The sequence below is a fragment of the Rubrivivax sp. JA1055 genome, from assembly GCF_020966565.1.
Classification (GTDB): Bacteria; Pseudomonadota; Gammaproteobacteria; order Burkholderiales; family Burkholderiaceae_C; genus Rubrivivax; species Rubrivivax benzoatilyticus.
This window is the reverse complement of record NZ_JAJKFP010000002.1, coordinates 16,999-34,498: the sequence shown is the minus strand read 5'-3', so window position 1 is coordinate 34,498 and position 17,500 is coordinate 16,999. Positions and strand designations below refer to the sequence as shown.

At 71.5% G+C, this 17,500-nt stretch carries 18 protein-coding genes and 3 tRNA genes; 6 read left to right on the top strand and 15 right to left on the bottom strand.

What is annotated here, in order from left to right:
• The first annotated feature begins 2 nt into the window (after nt 1–2).
• The 6 genes from LOC65_RS03185 to LOC65_RS03160 all read left to right on the top strand — a co-directional run bounded on the left by LOC65_RS03185 (nt 3) and on the right by LOC65_RS03160 (nt 2,886).
• The gene (locus LOC65_RS03185) at nt 3–593 is read left to right on the top strand and encodes a GNAT family N-acetyltransferase (protein WP_230246616.1); all 591 of its coding nucleotides are present in this window, start codon (nt 3–5) and stop codon (nt 591–593) included.
• A 75-nt stretch (nt 594–668) separates the two neighbouring features.
• Nucleotides 669–887, top strand: a complete 219-nt coding sequence (locus LOC65_RS03180) for a DUF3079 domain-containing protein (protein WP_230246615.1) — start codon at nt 669–671, stop codon at nt 885–887.
• Between the two features lie 83 nt (nt 888–970).
• Nucleotides 971–1,339, top strand: coding sequence for a VOC family protein (locus LOC65_RS03175; protein WP_009855419.1), 369 nt, complete (start codon nt 971–973; stop codon nt 1,337–1,339).
• Nucleotides 1,336–1,656, top strand: a complete 321-nt coding sequence (cutA, locus tag LOC65_RS03170; protein WP_164962866.1) for a divalent-cation tolerance protein CutA — start codon at nt 1,336–1,338, stop codon at nt 1,654–1,656. Before LOC65_RS03175 ends, cutA begins: the two co-directional genes overlap by 4 nt.
• Before the next feature lie 115 nt (nt 1,657–1,771).
• Nucleotides 1,772–2,299, top strand: coding sequence for a hypothetical protein (locus LOC65_RS03165; protein WP_164962867.1), 528 nt, complete (start codon nt 1,772–1,774; stop codon nt 2,297–2,299).
• A gap of 164 nt (nt 2,300–2,463) precedes the next feature.
• Entirely contained in the window at nt 2,464–2,886 is a 423-nt protein-coding gene (locus LOC65_RS03160) for a DUF1810 domain-containing protein (RefSeq protein WP_009855422.1), read from the top strand.
• Between the two features lie 122 nt (nt 2,887–3,008).
• Here the strand turns inward: LOC65_RS03160 and LOC65_RS03155 are convergent.
• The 15 genes from LOC65_RS03155 to LOC65_RS03085 form a co-directional block, all read right to left on the bottom strand.
• A tRNA-Glu gene (locus LOC65_RS03155) sits at nt 3,009–3,084 on the bottom strand.
• Between the two features lie 99 nt (nt 3,085–3,183).
• A tRNA-Glu gene (locus LOC65_RS03150) sits at nt 3,184–3,259 on the bottom strand.
• A 62-nt stretch (nt 3,260–3,321) separates the two neighbouring features.
• A tRNA-Ala gene (locus LOC65_RS03145) sits at nt 3,322–3,397 on the bottom strand.
• Nucleotides 3,398–3,462: 65 nt separating this feature from the next.
• Nucleotides 3,463–4,851 (bottom strand): glutamate--tRNA ligase, encoded by a 1,389-nt coding sequence (gene gltX, locus LOC65_RS03140; protein WP_230246613.1) that lies wholly within the window; start codon nt 4,849–4,851, stop codon nt 3,463–3,465.
• 7 nt (nt 4,852–4,858) lie between these two features.
• Nucleotides 4,859–6,058 carry an O-succinylhomoserine sulfhydrylase gene (locus LOC65_RS03135; RefSeq protein ID WP_230246612.1) on the bottom strand — a complete coding sequence of 400 codons (1,200 nt, stop codon included), beginning with the start codon at nt 6,056–6,058 and terminating at the stop codon, nt 4,859–4,861.
• 4 nt (nt 6,059–6,062) lie between these two features.
• Nucleotides 6,063–7,571 (bottom strand): amidophosphoribosyltransferase, encoded by a 1,509-nt coding sequence (purF, locus tag LOC65_RS03130; RefSeq protein WP_230246611.1) that lies wholly within the window; start codon nt 7,569–7,571, stop codon nt 6,063–6,065.
• An 11-nt stretch (nt 7,572–7,582) separates the two neighbouring features.
• Entirely contained in the window at nt 7,583–8,080 is a 498-nt protein-coding gene (locus LOC65_RS03125) for a CvpA family protein (RefSeq protein WP_009855426.1), read from the bottom strand.
• Nucleotides 8,080–8,853 (bottom strand): SPOR domain-containing protein, encoded by a 774-nt coding sequence (locus tag LOC65_RS03120; RefSeq protein ID WP_029719041.1) that lies wholly within the window; start codon nt 8,851–8,853, stop codon nt 8,080–8,082. The genes LOC65_RS03125 and LOC65_RS03120 overlap by 1 nt, the downstream gene beginning before the upstream one ends.
• Nucleotides 8,854–8,859: 6 nt before the next feature.
• Nucleotides 8,860–10,143 carry a bifunctional tetrahydrofolate synthase/dihydrofolate synthase gene (folC, locus tag LOC65_RS03115; protein ID WP_230246610.1) on the bottom strand — a complete coding sequence of 428 codons (1,284 nt, stop codon included), beginning with the start codon at nt 10,141–10,143 and terminating at the stop codon, nt 8,860–8,862.
• Between the two features lie 56 nt (nt 10,144–10,199).
• Nucleotides 10,200–11,072, bottom strand: coding sequence for an acetyl-CoA carboxylase, carboxyltransferase subunit beta (gene accD, locus LOC65_RS03110; RefSeq protein ID WP_009855429.1), 873 nt, complete (start codon nt 11,070–11,072; stop codon nt 10,200–10,202).
• Nucleotides 11,073–11,086: 14 nt separating this feature from the next.
• Complete coding sequence (trpA, locus tag LOC65_RS03105) at nt 11,087–11,896, bottom strand: tryptophan synthase subunit alpha (protein WP_230246609.1); 810 nt, start codon at nt 11,894–11,896, stop codon at nt 11,087–11,089.
• Nucleotides 11,893–13,140 carry a tryptophan synthase subunit beta gene (gene trpB / locus LOC65_RS03100; RefSeq protein WP_230246608.1) on the bottom strand — a complete coding sequence of 416 codons (1,248 nt, stop codon included), beginning with the start codon at nt 13,138–13,140 and terminating at the stop codon, nt 11,893–11,895. Before trpB ends, trpA begins: the two co-directional genes overlap by 4 nt.
• A gap of 18 nt (nt 13,141–13,158) precedes the next feature.
• Complete coding sequence (locus tag LOC65_RS03095; RefSeq protein WP_164962873.1) at nt 13,159–13,791, bottom strand: phosphoribosylanthranilate isomerase; 633 nt, start codon at nt 13,789–13,791, stop codon at nt 13,159–13,161.
• 129 nt (nt 13,792–13,920) lie between these two features.
• Nucleotides 13,921–14,745, bottom strand: coding sequence for a tRNA pseudouridine(38-40) synthase TruA (gene truA, locus LOC65_RS03090; protein ID WP_230246607.1), 825 nt, complete (start codon nt 14,743–14,745; stop codon nt 13,921–13,923).
• Nucleotides 14,738–17,323 carry a FimV/HubP family polar landmark protein gene (locus LOC65_RS03085; protein WP_230246605.1) on the bottom strand — a complete coding sequence of 862 codons (2,586 nt, stop codon included), beginning with the start codon at nt 17,321–17,323 and terminating at the stop codon, nt 14,738–14,740. The genes truA and LOC65_RS03085 overlap by 8 nt, the downstream gene beginning before the upstream one ends.
• Nucleotides 17,324–17,500 lie beyond the last annotated feature (177 nt).

Genomic DNA, 17,500 nt, shown 5'->3' with positions numbered 1-17,500 from the left:
CGATGCCGATCGAGATCCACCCGCTGTCGCCCGAACGCTGGGACGACTTGGAGACGCTGTTCGCGGCCAAGGGCTGCTCGGTGGCCCGCGGCTGCTGGTGCATGTACTACCGCGAGTCGGGCAGCGGCAGCGGCGACGAGGCCAGCCGCCGCACGCACCGTCGCGACGCGCTGCGGGCGCTGGCCGAGGCCGATCCGCCGCCGGGGCTGATCGGCTACGAGGACGGCCGGCCGGTGGGCTGGGTGGCGCTGGCACCGCGTGAGCAGTACCCGCGGCTGCGCCGTTCGCCGGTGGCGCGTCCGGTGGACGATCAGCCGGTCTGGTCGGTCGTCTGTTTCGTCGTGCCGGGGCCGGAACGCCACCGGGGTGTCGCCAGCGCGATGCTGCGTGGTGCGATCGACTTCGCCCGGGCACGCGGCGCGACGCTGCTCGAGGCCTACCCGATCGACAAGGCGGAACCGTCGGCCGACGACTGGATGTGGAACGGCGCCGTGTCGATGTACACCAAGGCCGGCTTCACCGAGGTGGCGCGGCGCCGGCCGCAGCGGCCGGTGATGCGGCTGGCGCTGGGCGACGGCGCCCCTTCCACTTGACGGACCTCAAAACCACGCTGCGAAATGCGCGGCGACACTGGCCCGGCGCCGCGCTGCTGCCCGGCGCCCCCGCGCATGGCCCCGAAACGTTTCCCGATCAACCCGCCGCATCCCGAGCGCACCTGCTGGGGCTGCGACCGCTACTGCGCCGCCGACCAGCTGGTCTGCGGCAACGGCTCCGAGCGCACCCAGCATCCGGTCGAGTTCTTCGGCCCCGACTGGCACGACTGGGTGCCGCCGTCGGGCGCGGCCGGGGACGAGGTCGCGCCGGCCGACGTGGCGCCCGCCGCCTGAAGCCGAAGGGCCGCGCCGGCATCGCACCGCGGCGGGCCTAGCATCGACGCCGAAAGCGGCCTTCGCCGCGACCAGGAGAGACCATGTTCGACCACCTCGGCTTCGGCGTGCGCGACCTGCAGGCCAGCACCGACTTCTTTCTCGCGGCGCTGGCGCCGCTGCGTGTCGGGCTCGTGATGCGCGGCCCGGACGGCAGCGTCGGCCTCGGCCGCGACGGCAAACCCTCGCTGTGGTTGTACGAAAGCGGCACGGCCCCGGCGCCGCTGCACATCGCCTTCGTCGCCGAAAGCCGGGCCCAGGTCGACGCCTTCCACGCCGCGGCGCTGGCCGCCGGGGCCCGCGACAACGGCGGCCCCGGGCTGCGGCCGCACTACCACCCGAACTACTACGCCGCCTTCGTCATCGGCCCCGACGGCCACAACGTCGAGGCGGTGATCCACCGACCGTCATGACCGGCCCGCTGATCGAGGTCCGCACGACGGTGGCCACCGAGGCCGACGCGCAGCACATCGCCGATGCGCTGGTCACGCGCCGGCTCGCCGCCTGCGTTCAGGTCGAGGCGGTGCGCAGCACCTACGTCTGGCAGGGCGCGCTGCAGCACGACAGCGAGTGGCGGCTGCTCGCGAAGACGCTGGCGGCTCGCTGGCCCGAGGTCGAGGCGGCGATCCGCGAGCTGCACCCCTATGCGCTGCCGGCGATCTGGGCGACGCCGGTCGTGTTGGCCGGGGCCGACTACGCCGCCTGGGTCGAGGCCGGATGCTCGCGCTGAACGTTGGCCAGGCGGCGGTTAGCCGGGTCGGCGCAGAAGGCGGGCCGGACGCCGACGCGGATCGTGTCAGTCGTCCATTGTTCTGTTCGCCCGCGGTCGCGGGGATACTCCGGCGATGACCCTCTCCCCCCGCATCACCCTCTCCCTGCTGGCCGCCACGCTGCTGCTGGGCGCCTGCGCGTCCAAGGAGGTCGGCCGCGCCGGCGACGCCGCGGTCACGCCGCTGAAGGATCTCAACGTCGTGCGTGAAGCCATCCCCGAGGTGCTGCGCGCCGCACGCAAGGCGCCGTACCGGCTGGACGCCGACACCAGTTGCGCGAGCACCGCGACGGAGGTCGCCGCGCTGGACGACGCGCTCGGCCCCGACCTCGACGCGCCGCGCGGCGCCGAGGCCGGCCTGCTCGAACGCGGCACCGACGCGGCCGGCGACGCCGCCATTGGCGCCGTGCGCCGCACCGCCGAGGACGTGATCCCGTTCCGCGGCTGGATCCGCAAGCTGACCGGCGCCGAGCGCCACTCGCGCGAGGTGACGGCGGCGGTGATCGCCGGCGGCGCCCGGCGCGCCTTCCTCAAGGGCTGGCGCAGCGCCCAGGGCTGCCCGGGCGCCGAGGCCGCCGCGACGAACACCGCCCAGCGCCCATAAGCCGGGCCGCCGGCGGTCGTGGCCGCCGACGGCCCCATGGGCGACCACCGCCGCCACTTGACGGCAGTCAACTCGACAAGCTCCGCAGGCGGCATCCTCGTGGACAGGAAGCGGGGTGGCCGACGGCCGCCACGACGGGTTCAACGCTTGGCTTGGGGCTGACGATGGAAGACCGCCACGACCTGCAACGTTTCGTCGACGCGCAGGAGCCGGTCATCGACCGGGTGCTCGCCGAGATCGGCGCCGGCCGCAAGACGACGCACTGGATGTGGTTCATCTTCCCGCAGCTCGCCAGCCTCGGGCGCAGCTCGATGGCGCGGCTGTACGGCCTGCACGGGCGCGACGAAGCCCTGGCCTACTGGCGCCACCCGGTGCTCGGGCCGCGCCTGCGCCTGTGCTGCGAGAAGCTGCTGGCCGTGCCGGGCCACGCGTCGGCGCTGCAGGTTCTCGGCAGCCCCGACGATCTGAAGCTGCGTTCTTCGCTGACGCTGTTCGCCGCGGTCGCGCCGGAAGAGCCGGTGTTCCGACTGCTGCTCGAACGCTTCTACGACGGCCACCCCGACCCGCTGACGGCGGCGCAGCTTTGAACTTCGCGCACCGCGGACGGCACGGCGCCTGAACCCGCGCGCGGCCGGCAACGGGCGGCAACGTCACGCCGACGCAGCGCACAAAGACAAACGGCACCTTGCGGTGCCGTGTGCTGCCTTGATGGCGTCCCCTAGGGGATTCGAACCCCTGTTACAACCGTGAAAGGGTCGTGTCCTAGGCCTCTAGACGAAGGGGACCTTGAATCTGCGTCGTCTCGTGTGCGAAAGCCCGATTCTCCCGACGCGGAAAACCGGCCTTGAAAAGACAAACGACACCTTGCGGTGCCGTCTGCTGTTTGGCGTCCCCTAGGGGATTCGAACCCCTGTTACAACCGTGAAAGGGTCGTGTCCTAGGCCTCTAGACGAAGGGGACTGAAACCTTCGCGCCCTGAACGGCGCCGCTGGCTTGATTCCGTCACTCCCTCGCGGGAGATTTGGTGGAGGTAAGCGGGATCGAACCGCTGACCTCTTGCATGCCATGCAAGCGCTCTCCCAGCTGAGCTATACCCCCATCGAATTGCTTCGACTTGGAACTAGCGGTGCCGTTCAAGCGAGACCAAGAGTATAGAACGTGTTTCAGATGGATTGCAAGCGCTCGAGCAAAATTTTTCGCTCGAACAGCGCAAGCACCGCGTCGATCGACGGCGTCTGCGGCCGGCCGCAGACCAGCACACGCAGCGCCGGGGCCAGCTGCGGCATCTTCAGCTGGTGATCGGCCAGCACCTGCTTCATCGCCTGGGCGATGGTCGCCTTGTCGAGATCGATCTCGGCGAGCCGCTCGCGCAGCGCGCGGATCGCCGGTTTCACGGCGTCGGTGACGTAGGTCTGCAGGTCCTCGTCGCGCGGCGTGACCGGCACGTAGAGCATCTCCGTCCAGTCGGCGAGCTCGACGACCGTCGTGCAGCGGTCCTTGAACAGCGCCGCGGCACGCGTCAGCCGGTCCAGGTCGCCGGCCGTCACGCCGCGCGTCGCCAGTTGCTGCTGCACCAGGCCCGCCAGGCGCGCGTCGTCGGCCTGCTTCATGTAGTGCGCGTTGACCCAGGCGAGCTTGGCCGGGTCCCATTGCGCCGGGCTCTTGGCGAGGTGGCTGCCGTCGAACCAGCGCACCATCTGCTCGCTGGAGAACAGCTCCTCGTCACCGTGGCTCCAGCCCAGGCGCGCGAGGTAGTTCAGCATCGCCTCGGGCAGGTAGCCCATTTCCTGGTAGGCGGTGACGCTGACCGCGCCGCGGCGCTTGGACAGCTTCAGGCCGTCGTCGCCGAGGATGATCGGGCAGTGGCCGAAACGCGGCAGCGGCGCACCCAGCGCGCGGAAGATGTTGATCTGCCAGGGCGTGTTGTTGATGTGCTCGTCGCCGCGGAAGACGTGGGTGATCTTCATGTCCCAGTCGTCGATGACCACGGCGAAGTTGTAGGTCGGCATGCCGTCCGGGCGCAGGATGATCAGGTCGTCGATCTCGGTGTTGGAGATCATGATCGGGCCCTTGACCAGGTCGTCCCAGGCGACCATGCCCTGCTGCGGATTGCGGAAGCGCACCACCGGCTTCACGCCCTCGGGCACCGGCGGCAGCACCTTGCCCGGCTCGGGGCGCCAGCGGCCGTCGTAGCGCGTCTTCTCGCCACGGGCGCGCTGCTCCTCGCGCATCGTGTCCAGTTCCTCGGGCGTGCAATAGCACTGGTAGGCCGTGCCTTCGGCGAGCATCTGCGCGATGACGGCGTGGTAACGCTCCAGGCGCTGCGTCTGGTAGAACGGACCTTCGTCGTACTCCAGGCCCAGCCACTTCATCGCGTCGAGGATCTGGTCGACCGATTCCTGCGTCGAGCGCTGGACGTCGGTGTCCTCGATGCGCAGCACGAACTGGCCGCCGAAGTGGCGGGCATAGGCCCAGGAATACAGCGCGGTGCGCGCGGTGCCCAGGTGCAGGAAACCCGTCGGCGACGGGGCAATGCGGGTGCGGACGTTCATGCCAGTCTCAAGCCAGTGAGTCGAGGCCGCGAGCGAGGTCGGCCTTCAGGTCTTCGATGTCTTCGAGGCCGACCGCCACGCGGATCATGCCCTGGGTGATGCCGGCGGACAGACGCTGGGCCTCGCTGAGCCGCCCGTGCGAGGTGCTCGCCGGGTGCGTGATCGTCGTCTTGGTGTCGCCGAGGTTGGAGGTGATCGAGCAGATGCGCGTCGCGTCGATGACGGCGAAGGCGCCGGCACGTTCGCCGCGTGCGATGAAGGAGACGACGGCGCCGCCGCAGCCGCCCTGCTGGGCCATCGCCAGCGCGTGCTGCGGGTGCGATTCGAGCCCCGGGTGGTAGACCCGTTCGACGGCCGGGTGCGCCTCGAGCCAGCGCGCCAGCGCCAGCGCCCGTTCGCTCTGCGCCTTCAGCCGGATCGACAGCGTCTCCAGGCCCTTCAGCACCACCCAGGCGTTGAACGGCGACAGCGCCATGCCGGCGCTGCGCATCACCGGCACCAGCTGGGTGTCGATCAGCTCGGCCGGGCCGCAGACGGCGCCGGCGACGACACGCCCCTGGCCGTCGAGGAACTTGGTGCCCGAGTGCACGACGAAGTCGGCGCCGAACTCCACCGGGCGCTGCAGCGCCGGCGTGCAGAAGCAGTTGTCGACGGCCAGCCTGGCGCCGCCGGCGTGCGCGATCTCGGCCAGCGCGCGGATGTCGCAGGTCTCGGTCAGCGGGTTGCTCGGCGTCTCGGCGAACAGCAGCTTGGTGTTCGGGCGCATCGCGTCGCGCCACTGGGCGACGTCGGTCTGCGAGACGAACGTCGTCTCGATGCCGAACTTGGCGAAGTCCTGGAACAGCTTGATCGTCGAGCCGAAGACGCTGCGCGAGCAGACGACGTGGTCGCCGCCCTTCAGCAGACCCAGCACCAGCAGCAGGATCGCCGACATGCCGCTGGCGGTGCCGATGCAGCCGGTCGTGCCTTCGAGCGCCGCCAGACGGCGCTCCATCATCGTCACCGTCGGGTTGGAGAAGCGGCTGTAGACGAAGGCCTCCTCCTCGTTCGCGAAACGGCGCGCGGCGGTCTCGGCGTCGGGGTGCACGAAGCTGCTGGTGATGAACAGCGCCTCGGAGTTCTCGCCCCACTCGGTGCAGGGCAGGCCCTCGCGCACGGCCAGCGTGTCGCGGCGCGCGTCGGCAGGCAGATCGGTCTTGCGGATCATCGGATCATTCCTCGGCGCTCTGCAGGGCCAGACGGGAGCGGGCCGGGCCGTCCTCCTCGTCGAACTGCAGCTTGCGCTGCGTCTCGATGGCCAGGAAGTCGGCAGCACTGACGTCGCCGGTGACGTAGACGCCGTCGAAGCAACTCGCCTCGAAGCCCTGCACGTTCGGGTTGAGCGCGCCGACGACACGTTTCATCGCGTCGACGTCCTGGTAGATCAGCGCGTCGGCGCCGATGAACTCGCGGATCTGCTCGATGCTGCGGCCGTGCGCGATCAGCTCTTCCTTCGTCGGCATGTCGATGCCGTAGACGTTGGGGAAGCGCACCGGCGGCGCGGCGCTGGCCATGTAGACGCGGCGGGCACCGGCCTCGCGCGCCATCTGCACGATCTCCTTGCTCGTCGTGCCGCGCACGATGGAGTCGTCGACCAGCAGCACGTTGCGGCCCTTGAACTCGACGCCGATCGCGTTGAGCTTCTGGCGCACGCTCTTCTTGCGCACCGACTGGCCCGGCATGATGAAGGTGCGGCCGACGTAGCGGTTCTTGACGAAGCCTTCGCGGTACGGCTTGCCGATCTTGTGCGCCAGCTGCATCGCGCTCGGGCGGCTCGACTCGGGGATCGGGATCACGACGTCGATCTCGCTGGGCGGCATCGTCGAGATCAGGCGCTGGGCCAGCGTCTCGCCGAGGTTCAGCCGCGCCTGGTAGACCGAGATGCCGTCCATCACGGAGTCGGGCCGCGCGAGGTAGACGTACTCGAAGATGCAGGGATTCAGCCGCGGCGCCTCGGCGCACTGGCGGGTGTGGGTGACGCCGTCCTGGTCGATGAACACCGCCTCGCCCGGCGCGATGTCGCGCACGAAGCGGAAGCCGCTGCCTTCGATGGCCACCGACTCGCTGGCGAGCATCGTCTCGCCTTCGGGGCCGACACCCAGGCACAGCGGGCGGATGCCGTGCGGGTCGCGGAAGGCCAGCAGGCCGTAGCCGGCGACCAGCGCGATGACGGCGTAGGAGCCGCGCACACGCTTGTGCACCGCGGCGACGGCGGTGAAGATCTCCTGCGGCGTCAGCGGCAGCCCGGTGGCGGCCTTGTCGAGCTCGTGCGCCAGCACGTTGATCAGCACCTCGGTGTCGCTCTCGGTGTTGATGTGGCGGCGGTCGACGTCGAACAGCTCCTGCTTCAGCGCGTGGGCGTTGGTCAGGTTGCCGTTGTGCACCAGCACGACGCCGAACGGCGCGTTGACGTAGAAGGGCTGCGCCTCTTCCTCGCTGTAGGCGTTGCCGGCGGTCGGGTAGCGCACCTGACCCAGGCCGACGTTGCCCGGCAGCGCGCGCATGTTGCGGGTGCGGAAGACGTCGCGCACCATGCCGCGCGCCTTGTGCATGAAGCACTTCGTGCCCTGCATCGTGACGATGCCGGCGGCGTCCTGGCCGCGGTGCTGCAGCAGCAGCAGCGCGTCGTAGATCAGCTGGTTGACGGGCGTCTTCGCGATGACGCCGACGATGCCGCACATGGGAGTTCCTTTCAGGCCGGCAGATGCCGCGCCAGATCGACCGGCAGCACGGGCTTGAGCCCCTGCATGGCGGTATTGAGCCACAGCGCGCCCTGCGACTGGCGCCAGGCGACGGATTGAGAAGCCGGCGTCAACGCGACGACGGTCGCCAGCGCCAGCAGCAGGACGCCGCCGCGCAGCAGGCCGAAACCGGCGCCGAGCGCGCGGTCGGCCGGTGACAGCGGGGTCGCGTGCACGAGCAGGCGCACCAGGCGCGACAGCAGCGACCACACGACGAGCGCGGCGACAAAGGTCAGCACGAAGGCGGCGCCGTGGTTCAGCGGCCCGCCCGGCGTGCCGACCGGCAGGTGGCGCGCCAGATCGGCGGCGAACCACTGCGCGGCGAACCAGGCGACGATCCAGCCGGCCAGCGACATCGCCTCGAAGACGAAACCGCGCACCAGGCCGACGACGGTGGACACCGCGAGCACGGCCAGCAGCGTCCAGTCGACCCAGCCGAGCTCGGCCATCACAGCGTCAGCACCGCCGCCGGCAGGCCCGCGGCCTTGAGCTTGGCGGCGGCGCGGTCGGCGGCCTCGCGGCTGTCGAACGGGCCGACACGCAGCCGCGTGCGCTTGCCGGCGCTGGTGTCGACGACCTGGGTGTAGGTCTTGAGCCCGCTCTTGTCGGCGCGCGAACGCGCCTGGTTCAGCGCCGCGGTGTCGGCGAAAGCGCCGATCTGGACGACGAAACGCACTTCCTTGGGCGCCGAGGCGCCGTCGAGCAGCGCCTTGGCACGTTCGGCATCGGCGCGCGCCGCGGCCGTCGGCTTGGGCGCGACCGCCGAGGCCGGCTTGGCGATCGTCGCGGCGGCGTCGGGCTTGACCGCCGGCGCCGAGGCCGGCTTGGCCGGAACGGCTGCGGCCGGCGCAGGCTCGACCTTGGGCTCGACCGCCGGTGCAGGTGCTGGCGCCGCGGGCGCGGACGCCGGCTCCTCGTCGACCGGGCTGTCGGCGATCACGACACCGCTGGATCGTGCGCTGCGCGGCGGCAGCGACACGCCGGGCGCCGACGCCGCGCTGCCGCGCAGCTCGATCGGCACGTCGACCGAGACCGGCCGCGGCTGGGTGTCGAAGACGACCGGGAAACCGATGACGCCGGCGACCAGCAGCACCGCGGCGCCGATCAGGCGGCGACGGGCGCGCGTGCGCGCGACCTGGACATCGGCGCCGTCGGCGGGCGGCGCGCCACGGCGTTCAGGCGCGGGAGAGGGTTTTCGCTTCAGGAACGAAGGCAGAGGCATCGGGTGTCAGCCGGCATGCGGCGCCGACAGCCGCGGCAGGCCGTCGCGCAGAACGCCGCCCACGGTGTAGAACGATCCGAAGACGACGATTCTATCGGCAGGGTCGGAGGCGGCCAGCGCGGCGCGCAAGGCCTCGCTCGGCGTGGCGTGGCGATGCACCGGCGTCGTGTCGCCGAGGACTGCGGCCAGTTCGTCGGCCGTCGCGGCACGCGCCGTCGGCAGCGCGCAGACGTGCCATTCGTCGATCAGCGGCCGGATCTTCGCCAGCGCGCCGGCGATGTCCTTGTCGCGCATCGCGCCGAAGACCGCCCGGGTGCGCGGGTAGAAGCCCATCGCGTCGAGGTTCAGCGCCAGCGCGGCCACCGACTGCGGGTTGTGGGCGACGTCCAGCACCAGCGCCGGCTGCCCCGGCACGACCTGGAAGCGGCCCGGCAGGTCGACCAGCGCCAGCCCGGTGCGCACCGCCTGGGCGGTGATCGGCAGGCGCTCGCGCAGGCTCTCGAAGGCCGCCAGCGCCGCCGAGGCATTGAGCAGCTGGTTGGCGCCGCGCAGCGCCGGGTAGCCCAGGCCGTTGTAGCGCCGGCCGCGGCCGGCCCAGTTCCACTGCTGGCGGTCGCCGTCGTGGCGGAAGTCGCGCCCGGCCAGCCAGAGGTCGGCGCCGATCTCGCGCGCGTGGTCGACGACGCTGGCCGGCGGCAGCGGGTCGCCGACGATCGCCGGGCGCCCGGTGCGCATCACGTGGGCCTTCTCGAAGCCGATGCTCTCGCGGTCGGGGCCGAGGAACTCGGTGTGGTCGAGGTCGATGCTGGTGATGACCGTGCAGTCGGCGTCGAAGGCGTTGACGGCGTCGTAGCGCCCGCCGAGGCCGACCTCGAGGATCACCAGGTCCAGCGGCGCCAACGACAGCAGCCGGGCGATGGCCAGCGTCGTGAACTCGAACTTGGTCAGCGTGATGTCGCCGCGCGCCTGCTCGACGGCGTCGAAGTGCGGCAGCAGCGCGTCGGCGTCGACCGGGCGGCCGTCGACGCGGCAGCGTTCGGTGAAATGCACCAGCTCGGGCTTCTGGTACAGGCCCACGCGATAGCCGGCCTGCATCGCGATCGATTCCAGCATCGCGCAGGTCGAGCCCTTGCCGTTGGTGCCGGCGACGACGATCAGCGGCATCGTGAACGCGAGGCCCAGGCGGCGGCGGACCTCGACGGTGCGCTCCAGCGACAGGTCCATCGAGATCGGGTGCATGCGCTCGCAGTGGGCGAGCCAGTCGTCGAGCGTGGCGGGCAAGGCGGTCATGGAAGCAAAACCGGGCCACGAAGGGCCCGGTGTCCGTTGAGACGGATGGAGCGGCGTCAGGCGACCGCGTCGGCGCTCTGGCGCTGCAGCTTGGCGAGCAGGCGGGCGACGGTGGCGCGCATCTGGCGGCGGTCGCAGATCATGTCGAGCGCGCCCTTCTGCAGCAGGAACTCGCTGCGCTGGAAGCCTTCGGGCAGCTTCTCGCGCACCGTGTTCTCGATGACCCGCGGGCCGGCGAAGCCGATCAGCGCCTTCGGTTCGGCGATGACGACGTCGCCGACGAAGGCGAAGCTGGCCGACACGCCGCCCATCGTCGGGTCGGTCAGCACGCTGATGTACGGCAGCTTCGCGCGCGCCAGCCGCGTCAGCGCGGCATTGGTCTTGGCCATCTGCATCAGGCTCAGCAGGCCTTCCTGCATGCGCGCGCCGCCGGTGCCGGCGAAGCTGACGAACGGCACCTTCTGCTCGATCGCCGCCTCGACGCCGCGCACGAAACGCTCGCCGACCACCGAGCCCATCGAGCCGCCCATGAAGTCGAACTCGAAGCAGGCGGCGACGAGCGGCACGCTCATCACCGCGCCGCCCATGACGATCAGCGCGTCGGTCTCGCCGGTGGTCTCGAGCGCCGACTTCAGGCGCTCGGGGTACTTCTTGCTGTCCTTGAACTTCAGCGCGTCGACCGGCAGCACCTCCTGGCCGATCTCCCAGCGCCCTTCGGCGTCGAGGAAGTGGTCCAGGCGCTCGCGCGCACCGATGCGGTGGTGGTGGCCGCACTTCGGGCAGACGTTGACGTTCTGCTCGAGGTCCGTCTTGTAGAGCACCGTCTCGCAGGACGGGCACTTGATCCACAACCCTTCGGGCACCGTGCGGCGCTCGCTCGGGTCGGTGGGTTGGATCTTCGGCGGCAGCAGCTTTTCCAACCAGCTCATCGGTTCACTCCTAGTTATGCGTCCAGCGCGGCACGGATGCCGGCGATGAAGTCGCGCGCCGCGGCGGCCACGGCCTCGCGCGGCTGCTCGGCGAGCAGCTGCACCAGCCGCGAGCCGATGACGACCGCGTCGGCGACCTCGGCGACCGCACGCGCCGTGGCGGCGTCGCGGATGCCGAAGCCGACGCCGACCGGCGTCTGCACGTGCGCGCGGATGCGCGGCAACATCGCCGCCACCGCCGCGGTGTCGAGGTGACCCGCGCCGGTGACGCCTTTCAGCGAGACATAGTACACATACCCGCTGGCCAGCCGGCCGACCAGGCGCATGCGCGCGTCGGTCGAGGTCGGCGCCAGCAGGAAGATCAGGTCCAGCCCGGCGGCCTTCAGGCGCGCGGCGAAGTCCTCGCACTCCTCGGGCGGGTAGTCGACGATCAGCACGCCGTCGACACCGGCGGCCGCCGCGTCGCGGATGAAGGCGCCGTCGCCGTGGCGGCCGTCGTAGCGCTCGACCGGGTTGGCGTAGCCCATCAGCACGACCGGCGTGTGCTGGTTGCGCTCGCGGAAGGCACGCACCGCGGCGAAGACCTGGGCCAGGCCGATGCCGCGCGCCAGCGCGCGTTCGCCGGCCTGCTGGATCACCGGGCCGTCGGCCATCGGGTCGGAGAACGGCACGCCGAGCTCGATGACGTCGGCGCCGCCGTCGGCCAGCGCGGCCATGATCTCGGGCGTCGCGTCGGCGTACGGGTCGCCAGTGGTGATGTACGGAATCAGCGCCTGGCGGCCGTCACGGGCCAGGGCCTCGAAGGTGGCGGCGATGCGGCTCATTGCGCACCTCCCTTCACGCTCCGCCCGCGGCACGAGGGGCGGCAATAGAAGTCGGCACCCGACAGGTCGGCGACGGTGCCGATGTCCTTGTCGCCGCGGCCGGACAGGTTGACCAGCAGGATCTGGTCGGGGCGCATCGTCGGCGCGATCTTCATCGCGTGGGCCAGCGCGTGGCTGGACTCGAGCGCCGGGATGATGCCCTCGGTGCGGCAGAGGTGGTGGAAGGCCTCCAGCGCCTCGTCGTCGGTGATGCCGACGTACTCGGCACGGCCGATGTCCTTCAGATAGGCGTGCTCCGGGCCGACGCCGGGGTAGTCCAGGCCGGCGGAGACCGAGTGCGTCTCGATGATCTGGCCGTTGTCGTCCTGCAGCAGGTAGGTGCGGTTGCCGTGCAGCACGCCGGGCGAGCCGGCCGACAGCGACGCCGCGTGTTTGCCGCTGTCCAGGCCCTGCCCCGCGGCCTCGACGCCGATCAGCCGCGTGCCTTCGTGGCGGATGTACGGGTAGAAGATGCCCATCGCGTTGCTGCCGCCGCCGACGCAGGCGATCACGGCGTCGGGCTGGCGGCCGGCGAGTTCGGGCATCTGCTGCAGGCACTCGTCGCCGATGACCCGCTGGAAGTCGCGCACCATCGCCGGGTACGGCGCCGGGCCGGCCACGGTGCCGATGATGTAGAAGGTGTTCTCGACGTTGGTGACCCAGTCGCGCAGCGCCTCGTTGAGCGCGTCCTTCAGCGTCTTGCTGCCGCTCTCCACCGGCACCACCTTGGCGCCCAGCAGATGCATGCGGTAGACGTTCGGGCTCTGGCGCTTGACGTCCTCGGCGCCCATGTAGACCACGCACTCCAGGCCGTAGCGCGCGCAGATCGTCGCCGTGGCGACGCCGTGCTGGCCGGCGCCGGTCTCGGCGATGACGCGCGGCTTGCCCATGCGCCTGGCGAGCAGGGCCTGGCCGATGACGTTGTTGATCTTGTGCGCGCCGGTGTGGTTGAGGTCTTCGCGCTTCAGGTAGATCTGCGCGCCGCCGAGTTCGCGGCTGGTGCGCGCGGCGTGGTAGATCGGGCTCGGGCGGCCGACGAAGTGCTTGAGTTCGTCGCGGTACTCGGCGACGAACTCGGGGTCGTCGCGGTAGCGCGCGTAGGCGTCCTGCAGCTCGTGCAGCGCGTGGGTCAGCGTCTCGGCGACGAAACTGCCGCCGTAAGGCCCGAAGTGCCCGCGGGCATCGGGCTGGTCGTAATTCAGCATGGTGAGGTGTCCTTCGATTCAGGCGGTGCGGGCATCGGCCTCGCGCACCGCTTGGCAGAACCGGCGCATCAGCGCGGCATCCTTGATGCCTTTGTCGCGCTCGACGCCGGAGCTGACGTCAACGGCCCAGGGCCGGACTCGAAGCACCCCATCGGTCACGTTGGCAGGATTCAACCCACCAGACAAAACGACCGGAACGGGCACGCTTGGTGGTATCAGTGACCAATCGAAGACCTTTCCGCTCCCGCCGTAAGCCTCGACATGCGTGTCGAGCAGCAGGCCCGTCGCGCCGGGATGGCGCCGGGCGAAGTCTAACAAATCGACTCCCGGCGCCATCCGCGCGGCCCGCAGCCAGGGGCGGCCGACGGCGGCGCACTGCTCGGGCGTCTCGTCGCCGTGGAACTGCACCAGCGCCTGCGGCACGAGGCGCACGGCGTGGGCGATGGCCTGCGGCGCGGCGTTGACGAACAGCAGCACCGGCGTGACGAACGGCGGCAGCCGGCGTGCCAGTTCGGCGGCACGTTCGGGCGTCACCGCGCGCGGGCTCTTCGGGTAGAGCACGAAGCCCAGCGCGTCGGCGCCGGCCTCGACGGCGTCGTCGACGTCGGCCTCGCGCGTCAGGCCGCAGATCTTGATCCGGGTGCGGCTCAAGGCCTTTCCTTCATGGTGATGCCAAGACAGGTGCACGACGCGGGCTCGCCAAGCGGCCGCCGTGGCCCGGCTTGGCCGGGGCACCGGAGGGGCCCCCTGGGGGGAGCGCCGAAGGCGCTTCGGGGGGAGTCACGGACCCCATTGCATCGCCGGCGTGTGCTCGGGGATGGCGAAGGCCGGATCGTAGTACGGGCCGACGAAGTACAGCCCGTCCGGCGGGAAGGTCGGCGCGGCGGCGTCGCGGCTGCGTGCGGCCAGCACCTCGGCCATCCACTCCGGCCGCTGGCGGCCGCTGCCGACGGTGACCAGGCAGCCGACGATGTTGCGCACCATGTGGTGCAGGAAGGCGCTGGCGTCGAACTCGATGCGCCAGTAGGCGCCGCGGCGCTCGACGCCGATCGAACGCATGGTCTTCACCGGCGTCAGCGCCTGGCAGCCGGCGGCGCGGAAGGAACTGAAGTCGTGTTCGCCGATCAGGTGCGCCGCGGCGGCACGCATCGCGTCGCCGTCCAGCGGCCGGAAGACCCAGCCGCAGGCGCCGGCCTCGATCGCCGGGCGCACCGGCGCTTCGAGGATGACGAAGCGGTAGCGCCGCCCGTGCGCGCTGTTGCGGGCGTGGAAACGGGCGTCGACACGCCGGCACCACTGCACCGCGACGTCGTCGGGCAGGTAGCGGTTGGTGCCGCGCACCCAGGAGAACTCGTCGCGCTCGACCGGCGCGTCGAAGTGCACGACCTGGTTGAAGGCGTGCACGCCGGCGTCGGTGCGGCCGGCGCAAAGCGTCGAGACGGGCGTGGCGGCGAACTGGCCCAGCGCGCGCTCGAGCACGTCCTGCACGGTGCGGCCGTCGGGCTGCGACTGCCAGCCGTGATAACGCGCGCCGCGGTAGGCGATGCCCAGCGCGATGCGGCCGCCCGGCGCGACGGCCGGGCCGCCGGTGTCGTGTTCAGCCAAGCGAGGACAGCATGGCCTGGGCCTTGGCCTTCAAGGAGCCGTCGGCCTTGGCGATGACCTCGTCGAGCAGGTCGCGCGCGCCTTCGAGGTCGCCGATCTGGCGGAACTCCTCGGCCAGCTCCAGCTTGCGCGCCAGCGGGTCGCCGTCGCCGATCGGCGGCAGCGAATCCGGGCCCAGGCCGAAGTCGCTGAAGTCAAGTGCCGGCTCGCTGGTGTCCAGCGCGGCCGGCCGCGACGGCGCGGCGGCCGGGGCCGGCGGCGCCAGGTCGCCGAGGTCGAAGTCCAGTGCGTCCATCGGTGCCGGCGGCGTGGCGTCGGCACGTTCGCCGAAGGACATCTCGGGCGTCGGGATCGGCTCGTCCAGCGGCGCCGGGTGGGTGTCGACCAGCGGCAGCTCGAAGTCCAGCGGCGCGTTGTCCGAGACCGGGCCTTCGTCGCGCGGGATCGGCTGGGTCGCCTCCATCGCCAGCGGCGACGGTGCAGCCGGCGTCGGGGCGTCGAGATCGAGATCCAGGTCCAGGTCGGCGGGCGCGGGCACCGGCTCGGGCGGCAGCGACGACTCCTCGGGCGCGAACGGCGCCGGCTTGGCGGCGTGCGGCAGCGTCGTCGCGGCCAGCGGCTCGATGACCTTGCCGCCGGGGCCCACTTCCAGCGCCGGAGCGCCACCCGGCTGGTACAGCGGATTCTCCGGGTCGATCTGGCGGCCGAGTTCCTGGGCCTTCTCCCAGTCTTCGCCGCTGCCCTGGGTCATCGTGTAGACCTGGGTGGCGAGCAGCTCGAAGCCCTTGATGTCGCGGCGCTTGACGTAGACCTCGAGCAGCTTGACGCGGATCGCCATGCGGTCCGGGTTGGCGCGCATCGCCTCCTTGAGGATCTCCTCGGCCTGCAGGTCGCGGCCGTAGGCGAGGTAGACGTCGGCCTCGGCGACCGGGTCGACGTCGCCGATCGCGTCGAGCTGCGACAGCGAGTAGCTCATCGACGACGGCGCGCCCGACGGCGTGGCCTCGCGCGTGTCGACACGCTGGCCACCGGTGCCACCGAAGAACGAGTCGGGCTGCAGGCGGCTCTCGAGGAAGGAGGTCTCGCCGCCGCCCTTCTGCGCGCCCTGGCGGCGACGCCAGAACAGCAGGCCGCCGAGCATCGCGACCAGCAGGCCGGCGGCGGGCATCAGCATCGGGTTCTCGAGCAGCGAGTCGACGAAGCTCTGCTCCTCCTGCACCGGCATCGGCGGCGGAGGCGCCTTGCGCGGCTTCTTGGCCGGCGCCGAGGCGGCCGACGCGGGCTCGGCCGCCGACGCGGCTTCGGGCGCGGACGCCGCCGGCGGCACCGTTGCCGCGGTGATCGTCGGGGCCGGCGTCGAGGGCGCCTCGGCCGAGGCCGTCGCCGCGGGCGCGGCGGGCTGGGCCGGCGCGGAGGCCGCACCCTGCAGCTTCTTCAGCTCGTCGACGTTGCGCGCCAGCTCGGCCAGACGCTGGTCGGCGGCGCGGCGCTCGGCCTCCTTGGACAGCTTGGCCTCCGGCGCGGCGGTGACGGCGCCCTGCGACAGCTTGAGCTTGTCGGGCGTCGGCGCGGCGGCCTGGCGGCGGTCTTCGACGCTGGCCTGCACCTTGCCCTTGGCCTGGCGCGCCGGCTCGTCGGCGGCGGCCGTGGTGCTGCCGGCCAGACGCTGGCGGTAGGCGGCGAAGTCGGCGGCCTGCGCGACGATGATCTCGCGGGCCTCGGCCGGCGCGAGCTTGGCCGCGTCGTCGGACGACGGCACGGTCAGCACGGCGCCGGACTTCAGCCGGTTCATGTTGTCGCCGACGAAGGCCTGCGGGTTGCCGCGGAACAGCGCCACGAGCATCTGGTCCAGCGAGACGCCGGCGGCCTGGGTGCGCGAGGCGATGCCGAACAGCGTGTCGCCGCGGCGCACGCGGACCTGGTCATCGGCATCGGCGGCCCGCGCGGCACGCGGTGCCTCGGCCGGCTTGGCGGGCGCGGGCCGTGCAGCCGGCTTCAGCGCCGGGGCCGGCGGCTGGGCGGCGACGGCCGGCGCCGGCGGAGCGACGGCCGGGGCAGGCGCCGGGACCGGCGCGGTGACAGCCGGGGCACGGCTGGGCGCCGGGGCCGGCGAGATCGACGGTGCGGCCACCGGTGCGGGCGTCGCCTGCGCGGCCCGCGTCGTCGGCGGGTCGAACAGCATCGTGTACTCGCGCACCAGCCGGCCGGTGGCCCAGCTGGCCTCGAGGATGACGTCGACGAAGGGCTCGACGATGCTGCGGTCGCTGCTCAGGCGCAGCACCTGGCGGCCGTCGGGACGGCGCAGCAGCGTCACCTGGGCATCGCCGAGCACGGCGTTGTATTCGACTCCGGCGGCGCGGTAGGCGTCGGGCGGCGCGATGCGCAGCTTCAGCGTGCCGGCCTCCTCGGCCGTCAGGCTGGTGACGTCGATCTCGGCACGAAGCGGCTCGCCCAGTGCCGACTGCACGTTGAGCCGGCCGAGACCGAGCGCCCAGGCGGACGTGCCCCACAGGCAGGCGGCAGCGAATGCCACCCCGGTCAGCGCGAAACGCGCGGCGTTCGTCGAACGGTGATTCAAGGCGTCTCCCACAACACGTCCCGGACGGCGCACCCGAGCGGGTGGCCGCAATATCTGTCACCGGGAAAAGGCCGATTATGTCCGGCGCTCGCGACAGAAATCACAACGATGTCAAGCATATAGGCAAGCAAGCTCACCCAAAGCCTGACATTCGGGACCGAAGTGCGCCCAATTCCG

Coding starts and splice junctions, on each gene's coding strand:
- LOC65_RS03185 (WP_230246616.1), top strand. CDS start 3: ATGCCGATCGAGATCCACCCGCTGTCGCCCGAACGCTGGGACGACTTG.
- LOC65_RS03180 (WP_230246615.1), top strand. CDS start 669: ATGGCCCCGAAACGTTTCCCGATCAACCCGCCGCATCCCGAGCGCACC.
- LOC65_RS03175 (WP_009855419.1), top strand. CDS start 971: ATGTTCGACCACCTCGGCTTCGGCGTGCGCGACCTGCAGGCCAGCACC.
- cutA (WP_164962866.1), top strand. CDS start 1,336: ATGACCGGCCCGCTGATCGAGGTCCGCACGACGGTGGCCACCGAGGCC.
- LOC65_RS03165 (WP_164962867.1), top strand. CDS start 1,772: ATGACCCTCTCCCCCCGCATCACCCTCTCCCTGCTGGCCGCCACGCTG.
- LOC65_RS03160 (WP_009855422.1), top strand. CDS start 2,464: ATGGAAGACCGCCACGACCTGCAACGTTTCGTCGACGCGCAGGAGCCG.
- gltX (WP_230246613.1), bottom strand. CDS start 4,851: ATGAACGTCCGCACCCGCATTGCCCCGTCGCCGACGGGTTTCCTGCAC.
- LOC65_RS03135 (WP_230246612.1), bottom strand. CDS start 6,058: ATGATCCGCAAGACCGATCTGCCTGCCGACGCGCGCCGCGACACGCTG.
- purF (WP_230246611.1), bottom strand. CDS start 7,571: ATGTGCGGCATCGTCGGCGTCATCGCGAAGACGCCCGTCAACCAGCTG.
- LOC65_RS03125 (WP_009855426.1), bottom strand. CDS start 8,080: ATGGCCGAGCTCGGCTGGGTCGACTGGACGCTGCTGGCCGTGCTCGCG.
- LOC65_RS03120 (WP_029719041.1), bottom strand. CDS start 8,853: ATGCCTCTGCCTTCGTTCCTGAAGCGAAAACCCTCTCCCGCGCCTGAA.
- folC (WP_230246610.1), bottom strand. CDS start 10,143: ATGACCGCCTTGCCCGCCACGCTCGACGACTGGCTCGCCCACTGCGAG.
- accD (WP_009855429.1), bottom strand. CDS start 11,072: ATGAGCTGGTTGGAAAAGCTGCTGCCGCCGAAGATCCAACCCACCGAC.
- trpA (WP_230246609.1), bottom strand. CDS start 11,896: ATGAGCCGCATCGCCGCCACCTTCGAGGCCCTGGCCCGTGACGGCCGC.
- trpB (WP_230246608.1), bottom strand. CDS start 13,140: ATGCTGAATTACGACCAGCCCGATGCCCGCGGGCACTTCGGGCCTTAC.